Source organism: Pseudomonas sp. 3HC3, from assembly GCF_044904505.1.
Lineage (GTDB): Bacteria > Pseudomonadota > Gammaproteobacteria > Pseudomonadales > Pseudomonadaceae > Aquipseudomonas > Aquipseudomonas putida_Y.
Window position 1 is genome coordinate 66,846 of the sequence record NZ_JADDRH010000007.1, and the last position, 13,720, is coordinate 80,565.

Consider the following 13,720-nt stretch of genomic DNA (forward strand, 5'->3'; position numbering starts at 1 on the left):
GGACAAGGATCGTGTATGCCTAGCCAATCTGACGTGCGTTACAGCTTCCAGCCGCTGGTTGGCAAAGCTGAATTCGAAGTGGTGTCGTTCGAACTCCGAGAGGGTATCAGCGCACCCTTTGAACTGGAGCTGAAACTGATCAGCTTCGAAAACGATATCGACTTCGGCCATTTGCTCGACAAACCCGTGCTCTTCACCATCTTGGACGGAGAACGCCCGGTACGGTACGTGCACGGCCTTGTCAGCAGCTTCAGCCAGGGCGAGAGTGGCTTCTACCGCACTTACTATCACGCCTTGGTCGAACCGCAACTGGCCCGCGCCAGGCTGCGCTCGAACTGGCGCATCTTCCAGCACAAGACCGTTCCGCAAATTCTCGAGCTGATGCTCAAGCGCCAGGGCATCGACCAGTACGAACTACGCGCCAGCATGGACCATCAGGTGCGCGAATTCTGCGTACAAGCCGGCGAAAACGACCTCGACTTCATCGCCCGCCTGGCGGCCGAAGAAGGCTTGGTCTACCGCTTCGAGCACAACGAAAAGCGCCATAAGCTGATCATTACCGATCGGCTGCAGTCCCTCGGTCTGATAAGTCACGGTGTCATCAAACACGAGGACGACGCCGAACGCTTCTACCGTGAACGTGAACCGTCAGCCCCGGACACCGTGCTGTACCATTCCAACCACGGCGGCGACCAGGCTCAACCTTGCCTACGGCGCTTGCGCTACAGCGAACAAGTGCGTACTGCACGGCAGGTTCAACGCGACTACACGTTCACCCACCCAGCCTATCGTCAGGAACACAGGGCCTCGGGCCCCTATCTTGAGCACCAGTCCACGGATTATGAGTGCTTCGACTACCCCGGCCGTTACAAACGCGATGCCGTTGGCAAGCCGTTCACCGAAAACCGCATCACTGGCCTGCGCCACGACGTGCGCATTGCCGAGGTGCAAGGCAACGATGTGCGCCTTCAACCGGGCCTTAGCTTCACCCTGACCGGCCACCCACGCGAAGACCTGAATGTGCATTGGCGGGTCAGCACGGTCCGCCACGAAGGCAGCCAGTTCACCAGCCTGCAGGAAGAAGCTGCCGGGGCCGACCAGGGCACACGTTACGAGCAAAAAGCGGTACTGGTGCCAGGCAGAACCGAGTGGCGCCCAGCTCCGTTGCCCAAACCACGCGTTGACGGCCCGCACATGGCCACTGTGGTCGGGCCGCCCGGTGAAGAGATCTACTGCGACGAATGGGGCCGGGTCAAGGTCAGCTTCCCCTGGGACAGAGAAAGCCAGGACAACGCGTTCAGCTCCTGCTGGGTACGCGTATCCCAAGGCTGGGCCGGCGGCAGCTGGGGCTCGATGGCCATCCCACGGATCGGCCAGGACGTGATCATCCACTACGTCAACGGCGACCCCGATCAGCCGATGATCACCGGCCGTACTTACTGCGGTAACCAGCTGCCACCCTACGACCTTCCCCGCCACAAGACCCGCATGACCATCAAGAGCCAGACCCACAAGGGCGATGGCTTCAACGAGCTGCGCTTCGAGGACGAACTGGGCCAGGAGGAAGTGTTCATTCATGCCCAGAGGGACCAGAACAATGTGGTCAAGCACGATGAGACTACGCAGGTCGGCAATGACCGCAAAGAGCAGGTCGATAACGACGAATCGATCCTGATCGGCCACGACCGTACGGAAACGGTTGGCAATGACGAGCGCATCACCATTGGGCAGGATGCCGCGCTCGACATCGGTAGAAACCACACGATCAGGATCGCCAAGGACCGTGTCGAAAACATCGGCAATCACCGTCACGATCAGATCGCCGCCAATCACCACACCCGTATCGGTGGCAACTTCGAACAACGGGTCGAAGGGCATGCCGAGCTGGAAGCTCGCGGGGATATCCGCAGACGTACCCGCCGTTATGAACTTCGAGCATCGGAAGCCGTGGTCATTCAAGGCCCAGGGGGCTCCATTCGAATCGACGAAACAGGCATCACGCTGGACAGCCCGACGATTCGCATCACCGGCCAGATGCTCAAGTCGGCAAATGGGACGACAAGCCCCTTTTCCATCAGCAGTGCACCGAACACTGGCAAGCCGCTGGAGCGCCTGTGTGGGCGCCGCCCTGATGGCTCCTGCCCCCTGCCCGATTGCCGCTGTATCCGAGGGCAAGTCCAATGACCACCTTGTCATCACCTCCTCCGCGTAGCGAAGACTTCGCTCACAACTGCCGCTTTCTGCTGCTCATGACCAGTGCAATCGAGAACTGGGCCTATCGGCCCATCCCGCAGGAAGGTGAACTGGTTCCTGCTTATGCCCCATCGGTACTCGACCTTATAAACGCTGTCAGCCGGAATACTCAAAAGGCATGGTTATGGAAGAGCAGCGCCCTGGATGACCGTCATGAGTTTGGGCCTTTGCTGGTGGACGTTGCAGACGCTCACGAGCTGCTTGCCCATGCAATCACGACCTGGATGCCTATCGGTGGCGCCATCGCGCTGGATGCCGAGGTTGGCCTGGCAGCGCTGGCAGACCACTTCACCAGCCTGGTGCAGGTCGTGCTCCCTGACCAGAGCGTTGCCACTCACCATGTCACACCGGACCATCTGGCAGCCTGGCTGAATGCGCTGGACGACGACCATCGCAAGGCCTGGCTTGGCCCGGTGTCTCGGTTGGCATGGCGAGTCAACTGGGGGCCGGCTCATGAGTGGAAAACACACGAAAACAAGCCGATTGCTGCCCGCTCAAAATCAGCACTGCCTTTAACCCTCCAGCAGCTTGAACTTGATCGGCTGCAAGCAGGCATGCACGAGCACTTTGTCCTCTCATTGGCGCATGAGGTCCTGGCCATGCCGCCCCATGCCCACCATACCTTGGCGGACATACGCCTCTGGATAGAAACACTCCTGCCGCAACTGACAGCCCTCAATTTCCGGAGCGAGGAAGTTGCGGGCCAATTCATTCGGCTGATAGCCGGGCACATGTGGCTGATGAGCAATGACAAGGCGGGAAAAATCTACACCAACCTCGAAGAGTCGCCGCAGGCCCGCCTTCGCGAGCTCCAGGCACTGGTCGAAAGCAAGGAGCCTGCCCATGACTAACGCCTCCGTCAGCCGCGCCACCTCCGGCCCTGCCTGCAGCGCACGCGTGCCCATCCTGCCAGTGCGCTACGCCATCGTACCCCGCACCGGCGACGCCCCCGCCTGCCGCTATGCCGATGCAGGCTTCAACCTGGAACAAGGCTTCACTCCGCTGCAGCACTCGGCCTACACCCTCCGCGCTTTGCGCCCAGGTTATGTCTACGTGTTCATGAAAGGCCCTCAGGGCGAAAAGCTGGTCATTCACGAGCACGTCGGCACGGGCCTCTACAAGGAGCTGCGCTACCAAGGGCTGGAGGACTACCACCGCCGTGAGCGCTACCTGTCCGGCCAGAGCACCGGCTGGGTGTGGGCCGACACCTGTCAGGAATCCGCCAAGGAAGTGTGGATCGGCTACAGTCCGCACCTGTGGACCAACGCCATCACCGCCCGTATCACCGGTTCGCCAGCCCTGCGCAAACGGCACATGCGCCAGCTGGACATGGCCGAGCTGGTGAGCGGCAACCAAGCGCCGTCCACCCAGCCCCATGTGTTGCCAGTGAGCGCCCTGCAAACCTGGGTCGAAGACTTCAAGCCGACAGAGCGGCGCATGCCGCTGACCTGGAGCAGCGACCCGATCACCGAAACCTTGCCCATCAGCAACCTCACTGCCATCGCCCGCCACTACCCCTGGACCCAACCGAAAGTGCCGGTGGTAGTGGCGCTCGCCGATGCCGAAGGCATGGCCCTGGACCTGAGCCTGTCGGTCTCGGCCTACCAGCATCAACTGCGTGACCTGATGCCGGCCGAGCAACTGGAACACACAAAACCCGCCCAACCTCCCGAGCAGGAGCGCGTGCCGGCATGCTACCGGCTGGATGCCGAGCAGCTCAGCCCGCAGAGCCGCGACTTTCACCATCGCAACCTGGTCGCCATGCTGCTGAACAAGACGCTGGAAAGCCTGTACCCGGCGGATGCTCCCTCACCAGAACTGGCCGCGTTCAGGCTTGGCACGTCACGCCGGGGGCCCGCCCTGTCACCGGCCGAGTCACACTTCCAGGCCCTCACCCATGAAGATTATTCCCCCAATGGCGCGCGCCTGGCACAGCGCCTCGATGTCGACAAATACCGGCGTTTCCTCGCCGAACGCGACGCGCTGGAACGGCGCATTGCCGCCCTGCGCAACCTGGCCTTGCAAGCCAGCAACGATCATGACGCCTGGCTGGCGACGGCCGAATCCCAACACATCGATAACCCCTACAGCCTGGCAGCCGCCTTGGCCTGTTACGACCGCAACGAACGCACCTCCGCCCGCGGTCTGGAAATCTCACTGGCGTTGCTGATTCACCCAATGGGCCAGCCGACACCCGGCACCGAAGATCATGACCGGCGTTTCAAACGCCTGGAGCAATGGCTGGACCAGCACGACAGCCCGCTTTACACCGCCTTGGCGCCGTTCAATCCGTTCAAGGACAAGGCCGACGCCATCGGCTCCTTGTTCGGCGCCAGCGACAACGTGATCGAAGGGCTGGCTGGTCGCTTCCCGGCCATGGCGGATATCACCGACCTCACCGCCCAGTCGGTCAATACCGTGGTGCTCAAGCGCCTGCGTGGCCAGACCCGCTGGGATGCCAGCCATGGCCTGCGCCAGCAAGTGTTGCTGGCAGCGCGTGAGGCCAATGCCGAGAAAGCACTGGGGTTGCTGGCGGCGCGCTATCGAATCACCGAGCAGGCCATTACGGAAAATCCATTTAGCCAGGAGGTGCAGCGGTATTTGAAGAGCGGCATGGCGCAGGTTGAAGAGATGAAAGCGTTGCGCATCTCGGGCAGCCGCACGGTGTCCATCGAGCTGACCACCACTGCGCGTGCGAAACCTAACTTCCTTGGGTTACTCACCTCAGGCGGTGGTGGTGGTTTAAACGCAGGGATGCTGTGGTTCAACATCTTGTCGCTCAAGACGGCCTACAGCAGCCTGCAGAAGAGCGATGCACCGGAATACACCCTGGGGTTCGCTTCATCTGTTTTCGGGGTGATCGGTGCAGCGGCGGCGACATTGGTCAGCGTGCGGGCGACGCAAAAGGCCATGATGTTGAAGTGGATCTCAACGGCGCCAGGCATGGCCTTTGGTAACGGCATCATCAACTTTCTGACGAGTAATCTTTTCGCGCGAGCATCAGGCTACCCGGCAATAATAATTGGGTTTTCCTCAGATATTTTTAAGGCAGTACGTCAATGGCAGAACGGCAATCTTATTTCAGGCTTATATACAGCGGCCGCCAGCGCGACTACTGCTTTAGGTTCGATTCTTGTTCTAGAAGGAAGCCTTGCCATCGCAGGCACGACAGTCCTCATTCCCTTTGCAGGCTGGACAGCAGCTGGAATCGCCCTGATCGGAGCAACTTTGATCGGTGGAGGTCTATTCCTCTACTCAAAAGCTCACTCCCGCCTTCACAGCCCTTTAGAATTATGGGCCAGCAGAAGCATCTTCGGGACAAGGGAAAACGATGGAGAAATACGGGAGAATATAAAGTTAGACTTTGATAAAAAATTGCCACCCTTTCGCCACATTCACGAAGAAATCAAGTCATGGCAGATTGAATTTTTCTCACCGAAAGCATTGTTGGCACCGTACTCTGAGCAGCTCGGCTTAGGCGCCCTAACGACACATTTGGATATAAATAACAAATGGCCAACACCTGACTGGGCAACAATTATCCATACCCAGGTCACTAAACAAAACGCAACACTCGAGCTAACTATACTTTTACCAGAATTCGTAGTAGGTCAAAGCGAATGGTCAGGGAGTTTAGTAAGCCAGAATCTCGACAGGCAGACAACCCCACTCCAAATAACCCCTGACTGCCATATCACCCAAGCAGGTTTATTACTTCATTACAAAACTGATGCTAGACAAATCAGGTCTGCCACTCTAACGATTAACTACTATGTCAACCAAGGACTGGATGACGACACTCCTTCTACTACCACTATTCATCTGGAACGCTAAACCTATGGCGACTATCTGGCTTTTTAATCAAGCCCACAATTCAGGATTCAAGCCAAAAATTTCCGGACAACTTATTCAAACAACCAGTTCACACTTATGCCTGCGCAACCCTTGGGTGTCCGACTCTGTATTCATGGGAAAAATCTACACTGCCATGTTTCTATTCACCTGGATATTATCATGCTACAATCTCATTAATGAAAATATAGACTACTCAATCAACGGCGGCGACATTTTCGTTGCCATCCTGATCTCACTCCCCTTTATTTTTACCCCATTCTTAGCCTACAGAATACTTTTCATAAAAAACTTATCGAACATATATTTAAATCGACACACAAAGAAAATCTACTATAAGCGATTCAAAAAACTCATAATATTTGACTGGAGCCAAGTCGCAGGCGGTCTTTTCAGTCGCACAGAATTCGGCGGCTCCTCCTTCACTACCAGCTATGCCCTCGCCTTCGCCCCCCGCCGCGAAGACGGCAGCCTGCATCAAAAAGACTGCCTCTGGGTCGACAGCAACGAACCCACCGAACCCGGCGTCAAGCATGTAGCCGAGGTATGGGAATACCTCCGCCACTTCATGGACCACGGCCCGGACAAACTCCCCCCGCCCGGTGAACCCAACTGGTGGCACAAGCCACTGCACGCCATCTGCCTGACCCCGGCAGAAGCCTGGCGCCACTACGCCCCTTGGCGAACCGGTGAGCCCGGTGAAATACAGGGCAAAAAGAACTGGCAATTGCCGTTCTGGGCGGTGCTGTTCCCCTACAACCTGACCGTCGCTCTCTGTTGGTACTGTGTCTGCAAGCTTTTCAATGTCCGTGCAGCGCCACCACCGGCGGAGGCTTTCGAAGGTGGGCCTGCCAAGCCCGAATAGTCACCACCTGAAGTGGATAGGAAGAGAACGCTATGCGCCTGGATGGCAACGCGGCAAGACAGAATGGGGATGGCGCCCAGATCAAAGGGCTGCAGGACGGCTCCTGACTTATCGCAGGCAAGCCAGCGTCCACAGGTTCGGCACAAATCTCAAGAGCGGTGCAATACCTGTGGCGCTGGCTTGCCGGCGATGATTGGGCGCAGCGCCTGTCAGGCGAACTTGGCCCGGGCCGCGTGCAGCTTCTTGTAGCTGTCGATCAGGCGCAGGTGGCGATCAAGGCCTTCGAGCTTCATGCTGGTCGGGGTCAGGCCATGGAAGCGCACACTGCCGTCCACCGAACCCAATACCGCGTCCATGCGCGCATTGCCGAACATACGGCGGAAGTTGGCTTCGTAGTCATCCATCTCCAGTTCGTCATCCAGCTGCACTTCCAGCACCACGTTCAGCGCCTGGTAGAACAGGCCGCGGTCTACGGTGTTGTCGTTGAACTGCAAGAATGCCTCGACCAGTTCCTTGGCGTCCTCGAAACGCTGCACCGCGAGGCAGATCAGCAACTTCAGTTCGAGAATGGTCAGTTGGCCCCACACTGTGTTCTCGTCGAACTCCACACCAATCAGCGTGGTGATGGTGGTGTAGTCATCCACATCGCAGTTGTCCAGGCGCTTGAGCAGCAGCTTCAGCGAGCGGCTGTCGAGGCTGTGCAGGTTGAGGATGTCGGCACGGAACGACAAAGCGCGGTTGGTGTTGTCCCAGATCAGGTCCTCGACGGGGTAGATTTCCGAATAGCCCGGTACCAGGATACGGCACGCGGTGGCACCAAGGTTGTCGTACACCGCCATGTACACTTCCTTGCCCAGGTCTTCGAGGATGCCGAACAGGGTCGCGGCCTCCTGCTGGTTGGAGTCCTCGCCGTGCCCGGAGAAGTCCCACTCGACGAATTCGAAGTCGGACTTGGCGCTGAAGAAGCGCCACGACACCACGCCGCTAGAGTCGATGAAATGCTCGACGAAGTTGTTCGGCTCGGTCAGCGCGTGGCTTTCGAAGGTGGGTTGCGGCAGGTCGTTCAGGCCTTCGAAGCTGCGGCCCTGCAGCAGTTCGGTGAGGCTGCGCTCCAGCGCCACTTCCAGGCTCGGGTGGGCACCGAACGAGGCAAACACGCCACCCGTGCGCGGGTTCATCAAGGTCACGCACATGACCGGGAACTCGCCCCCCAGCGACGCATCCTTGACCAGCACCGGGAACCCTTGCTCTTCCAGGCCCTGGATGCCAGCGAGGATCGCCGGGTATTTGGCCAGCACCTCTTGCGGCACGTCCGGCAGGCACAACTCGCCTTCGAGGATTTCGCGCTTCACCGCGCGCTCGAAGATTTCCGACAGGCACTGCACCTGCGCCTCAGCCAAGGTGTTGCCCGCACTCATGCCATTGCTGAGGAACAGGTTTTCGATCAGGTTGGACGGGAAGTACACCACCTGCTGGTCGGACTGGCGCACGAACGGCAGCGAACAGATGCCCCGCGCCGTGTTACCCGAGTTGGTGTCATACAGGTGCGAACCACGCAGCTCCCCGTCAGGGTTGTAGATCGCCAGGCAGTGCTCATCGAGGATCTCGGCCGGCAACGCGTCGCGCGGGCCCGGCTTGAACCACTGCTCGTTCGGGTAGTGCACGAACGACGCATTGGCCAGGTCTTCGCCCCAGAACTGGTCGTTGTAGAAGAAGTTGCAGTTGAGGCGCTCGATGAACTCGCCCAGCGCCGAGGCCAGCGCAGCCTCCTTGGTGGCCCCTTTACCGTTGGTAAAGCACATCGGCGACTGCGCATCGCGTACGTGCAGCGACCAGACGTTGGGCACAATGTTGCGCCACGAGGCGATCTCGATCTTCATCCCCAGCCCGGCAAGAATGCCCGACATGTTGGCAATGGTCTGCTCCAGCGGCAGGTCCTTGCCGGGGATATAGGTGCTGGTGTCCGACACCGGCATCAGCAGCCCCTGGGCATCGGCATCGAGGTTGTCGACCACTTCGATCACGAACTCAGGGCCGGTCTGCACCACCTTTTTCACCGTGCAGCGGTCGATGGAGCGCAGGATGCCCTGGCGGTCCTTGTCGGAGATGTCCTCGGGCAGTTCGACCTGGATCTTGAAGATCTGGTTGTAGCGGTTTTCCGGGTCGACGATGTTATTTTGCGACAGGCGGATGTTTTCGGTGGGAATATCGCGGGTCTGGCAGTACAGCTTGACGAAGTAAGCCGCGCACAAGGCCGAAGACGCCAGGAAATAGTCGAAAGGGCCTGGGGCCGAACCATCGCCTTTGTAGCGGATAGGTTGGTCGGCGATCACCGTGAAGTCATCGAATTTGGCTTCGAGACGGAGATTGTCGAGAAAATTGACCTTGATTTCCATGCGGGATTACCGTGATTTAAGCGTGCAAAACGAAATTGGCCGGCATTATCCGGGTTTTCGTTGCGCAAGTCCTGTTCAACGCCGACCGCAGGCTTGATTTTTCGAAGCTGGCTTGCGTATTCCGCCGGATTACTTGCCTGATTCTCTGAAGCCACCCCCGCCACCAGACCAGCGGTCATCCTCCTGTGCTAGCGTTTCTGCACCGGGGGACAACGTATTCCCCATGCAGAAACACAGCGACAACAACCGTGACGGGCAGGTGAAACCATGGAACTACGCATCAACCAGAAGACCTATCAGGTCGAGGCGGACGCCGACACGCCCCTGCTGTGGGTAATTCGCGATGACTTGGGGCTGACCGGTACCAAGTATGGCTGCGGCTTGGCCCAGTGCGGCGCCTGTTCGGTGCTGGTGGACGGCAATGTGGTGCGCGCCTGCGTTACCCCGGTGGCCGGTGTGGTGGGGCGCGAGGTCACCACCATCGAGGCGATCGAGGCCGACCCCGTCGGTAAACGGGTAGTCACCGCCTGGGTCGAGCACCAGGTGGCTCAATGCGGCTATTGCCAGTCCGGCCAGGTAATGGCGGCCACGGCGCTGCTCAAGCACACGCCAAAACCCAGCGATGCGCAGATCGATGCAGCCATGGTCAACCTGTGCCGCTGCGGCACCTACAACGCTATCCATGCCGCCGTGCATGAGCTGGCCCAGGGGGAGCAGGCCTGATGAACACGCCAGTCGATACGCCTGCCGAACTGCTCAGGCTGCAGTTGGGCGAAACGGTCAACCTGTCACGTAGGCGCTTTCTTGCGGGCACCGCAGTCGGTGCCCTGGTACTAGGTTTCGGCTTACCCATGGGTTCGGCCCGCGTGCAGGCAGCCGCCGCCGCGGCAACTACGGAACGCGGCACCCAGGTGCCTGCATTTCTGGAGATTCGCCCGGATGGCACGGTGCGCCTGTTGAGCCCCTTCATGGAAGGCGGGCAAGGCCCTTTCACCGCCATGGCGCAGATTGTGGGTGAAGAGCTGGATGTCGACCCGGCCCATTTCGTGGTCGATAGCGCACCACCGGGCGAAGCCTACGTGGTGATGGAGAACGGCATGCGCATCACCGGTGGCAGCATGTCGGTGCGCATGAGCTACCCGACCATGCGCCGCCTGGGCGCGCTCGCCCGGGGCATGCTGCTGCAGGCGGGCGCCGAACACCTGGGTGTACCGGTCGATGAGCTTTCTACCACGCCGGGTAACGTGGTACATACTACGACCGGACGTTCCGTAACCTACGGTGAGCTGGCCGGTCGCGCCATGGACCTGCCGGTGCCCGACCCGGCCAGCGTCAAGCTGCGCGACCCCAGCCAGTTTCGCTGGATAGGAAAGCCCGTACGCCGCCTGGATGCCTACGACAAGTCCACCGGCAAGGCCCAGTACTGCATCGACATCAAAGTCGACGGCATGCTCCACGCTGCCGTGCAGCATGCACCGCGCCTGGGCATGACGGTCGGCAGCCTGCGCAACGAAGACCAGGTCAAGGCCATGAAAGGCGTACATTCGGTGCATCAGCTGCCAGGCGCCGTGGCCGTGGTTGCCGAGCGCTGGTGGCACGCCAAGCGTGCAGTGGAGGCGATTCAGGTGGACTGGAAAGAGCCGGCCGCCGACAGCAAAGTGCGACCGATGCCGGCCGATTTTTCCAGCGACGCCTGGCGCGAACACCTTGCGACGGTGCAAGGGCCGTCCCGCGATGAAGAGAACGAAGGCGATATTGCCGGCGCCTTGGCCAACGCCAAGACCAAGGTCGAGGCCAGCTACCACAACCAGTACCTGAACCATGCCCAGCTGGAGCCACCGTCCGCCCTCGCCCGCTTCAACCCGGACGGCAGCCTCGACATCTGGCTACCCAACCAGGCCCCGGACATGTTCCGTGACGACATTGCCAGACGCACCGGCCTGGAGCCTGCACAAATCAACCTGCACTCGCCGCTGCTGGGCGGCTTCTTTGGCCGCCACTTCCTGTACGACTCTGCCAACCCCTACCCGCAGGCCATTGCCCTGGCAAAGGCGGTTGGCCGGCCGGTGAAGCTTATCTGGAGCCGCGAGGAGGAATTTCTGCGCGATGTGCTGCGCCCCGTCGCAGTGGTGAAGTTCCGCGCCGGGCTGGATGCCGACGGCATGCCGGTGGCGCTCGAAGCGGTAAGCGCCACCGAAGGCCCAACCGAGGCCCTTGCTGGTAAACAAGGGGAGAAGATCGACCCGACCGCGCTTGAGGGGCTGTCAGGCAAGTCCTACGCCATCGCCAACAAGCGCATTGCCCAGATCTATGTCAAAGGTCCGGCCATGCTCGGTTACTGGCGCTCGGTAGGTAACTCGCTGAACGACTTCTTCTACGAATCATTCCTCGACGAACTGGCTGATAAAGGTGGCAAGGACCCGTTTGAGCTGCGCCTGCACCTGCTGCGCGACAACCCGCGCCTGACCAACCTGCTGAACGCTGTGGCCGACTTGTCCGGCGGCTGGAAGCGCGGGCCGTTCACCGCCGAGGACGGCAGCAAGCGTGCACGCGGCGTGGCCATGGCCTCACCGTTCGGCTCGGAGGCTGCGGTCATTGCCGAGGTTTCGATCGACAACGGCCAGGTCAAGGTGCACGACATCTGGCAAGCCATCGACCCTGGCAGCATCGTCAACCCGGCGATCATCGAGCATCAGGTCAATGGCGCCGTCGCCCTCGGCCTGTCGCAGACGCTGGTGGAAGAAGCGGTGTACGTGGATGGCAAACCGCGCGCGCGCAACTACGACCTGTACCCGATCCTGCCGCCTTCGCGCATGGCCCGGGTGCATGTGCGCATCATCGAAAGCGGGGCGAAGATGGGCGGCATCGGCGAACCACCGCTACCCGCCGTGGCCCCGGCGGTGGCCAACGCGGTCGCGCAGCTCACCGGCCAGCGCGTGCGCAGTTTGCCATTGAGCCGCCACACCTTCAGCTGATCGCAAGGGACGCCTCATGACCCATCGTTTCGCAAGAACCACCGGCTGGCTCGCGCTGCCGTGCCTGGTCGCGGCGGGCCTGCTGGCCTGGTATGTCACACGCGAACCCGCATCGCCGTTTGCCGATGCGCAGGCCACTGTTGCCGACCCGGCGCTGGTCAGCCGCGGCGAATACGTGGCCCGGCTCAGTGACTGCGTGGCCTGCCATAGCCTGCCAGATGGCAAACCGTTCGCCGGCGGGCTGGAAATGGCCACTCCACTGGGGGCGATCCACGCCACCAACATCACCCCTGACCGCGACAACGGTATCGGTAACTACACCCTGGCCGACTTCGACCGCGCCGTGCGCCAGGGGGTCGCGCCCGGTGGCCGGCGGTTGTACCCAGCTATGCCTTACCCGTCCTACGCCAAGCTCAGCGATGATGACGTCAAGGCGCTGTATGCGTTCTTCATGCACGGTGTGCAACCGGCGCGGCAGGCCAACTTGGCCAGCGACATCCCCTGGCCGCTGAACCTGCGCTGGCCCATTGCCGTGTGGAACGGCCTATTTGCCGCCACCACGCCTTACACCGACAAGACCGGGCAGGATGCGCAGTGGAACCGTGGCGCCTATATCGTCCAGGGCCCCGGACACTGCGGCAGTTGCCACACGCCACGCGGCCTGGCCTTCAATGAAAAGGCGCTGGATGACAGCGGCAAGCAGTTCCTGTCCGGTGCACTGCTCGACGGCTGGTATGCACCCAGCCTGCGCGCCGACCACAACACAGGGCTCGGGCGCTGGAGCGAGGCGGAGATCGCGCAGTTCCTGAAGACCGGGCGCAACCGGCATGCAGTGGTATTCGGCTCGATGACAGAGGCGTTCAACAACTCCACGCAATTCATGCATGACGACGACCTGGCCGCCATCGCCCACTACCTGAAGTCGCTGCCCGGCGACCCCCAACGTGACGGCGAGCCATGGCAATACCAAGCCGAATCGGTAGCTATACGGTTGGACAGCCCAGGAGCCCGCACCTACGTGACACGCTGTGCCTCCTGCCACGGCCTGGACGGCAAGGGCCAGGACAAGTGGATGCCGCCATTGGCCGGAGCGACCTCGGCACTGGCCAAGGAGAACGCCTCGGCAATCAATATCACACTTAATGGTTCGCAGCGGGTGGTGGCTGCTGGGGTGCCGGACGCCTATCGCATGCCGGCTTTCCGCGAACAGCTGAGTGATCAGGAGATTGCCGACGTGCTTGGCTTTGTGCGTACAGCCTGGGGCAATCAGGGTGGTGCGGTGGATGCGCAGGCGGTAGGTAAGCTGCGTGGGCATACTGACCCGGCCAGCAGCAGCCCCATCATCTTGCATATGCGTTGAATTGGAGGGGTACATGTAC

8 protein-coding genes are annotated in these 13,720 nt (G+C 60.6%); 7 read left to right on the forward strand and 1 reads right to left on the reverse strand.

Annotated elements, in window-relative coordinates:
• Positions 1–15: 15 nt before the first annotated feature.
• From INQ47_RS12925 to INQ47_RS12940, 4 genes are read left to right on the forward strand one after another with little or no spacing between them, the layout of a single operon-like run.
• A complete protein-coding gene (locus INQ47_RS12925; protein ID WP_404701830.1) occupies positions 16–2,184 on the forward strand; it encodes a type VI secretion system Vgr family protein in 2,169 nt (722 codons plus the stop codon).
• The gene (locus INQ47_RS12930) at positions 2,181–3,104 is read left to right on the forward strand and encodes a DUF4123 domain-containing protein (RefSeq protein ID WP_209966715.1); all 924 of its coding nucleotides are present in this window, start codon (positions 2,181–2,183) and stop codon (positions 3,102–3,104) included. The genes INQ47_RS12925 and INQ47_RS12930 overlap by 4 nt, the downstream gene beginning before the upstream one ends.
• Positions 3,097–6,087 (forward strand): T6SS effector BTH_I2691 family protein, encoded by a 2,991-nt coding sequence (locus tag INQ47_RS12935; protein WP_404701831.1) that lies wholly within the window; start codon positions 3,097–3,099, stop codon positions 6,085–6,087. Before INQ47_RS12930 ends, INQ47_RS12935 begins: the two co-directional genes overlap by 8 nt.
• Positions 6,088–6,091: 4 nt before the next feature.
• Complete coding sequence (locus INQ47_RS12940; protein ID WP_404701832.1) at positions 6,092–6,970, forward strand: DUF6708 domain-containing protein; 879 nt, start codon at positions 6,092–6,094, stop codon at positions 6,968–6,970.
• A gap of 209 nt (positions 6,971–7,179) precedes the next feature.
• Here INQ47_RS12940 and INQ47_RS12945 read toward each other — a convergent pair whose 3' ends face one another.
• Positions 7,180–9,366, reverse strand: a complete 2,187-nt coding sequence (locus INQ47_RS12945) for an OsmC domain/YcaO domain-containing protein (RefSeq protein ID WP_209966721.1) — start codon at positions 9,364–9,366, stop codon at positions 7,180–7,182.
• Between the two features lie 267 nt (positions 9,367–9,633).
• Between INQ47_RS12945 and INQ47_RS12950 the strand changes: the two genes are divergently transcribed.
• From INQ47_RS12950 to INQ47_RS12960, 3 genes are read left to right on the forward strand one after another with little or no spacing between them, the layout of a single operon-like run.
• Positions 9,634–10,089, forward strand: coding sequence for a (2Fe-2S)-binding protein (locus INQ47_RS12950; protein ID WP_176685723.1), 456 nt, complete (start codon positions 9,634–9,636; stop codon positions 10,087–10,089).
• Positions 10,089–12,341 carry a molybdopterin cofactor-binding domain-containing protein gene (locus INQ47_RS12955; protein ID WP_404701833.1) on the forward strand — a complete coding sequence of 751 codons (2,253 nt, stop codon included), beginning with the start codon at positions 10,089–10,091 and terminating at the stop codon, positions 12,339–12,341. The genes INQ47_RS12950 and INQ47_RS12955 overlap by 1 nt, the downstream gene beginning before the upstream one ends.
• Positions 12,342–12,357: 16 nt before the next feature.
• Entirely contained in the window at positions 12,358–13,701 is a 1,344-nt protein-coding gene (locus INQ47_RS12960) for a c-type cytochrome (RefSeq protein ID WP_404701834.1), read from the forward strand.
• The last annotated feature ends 19 nt before the right edge of the window (positions 13,702–13,720 follow it).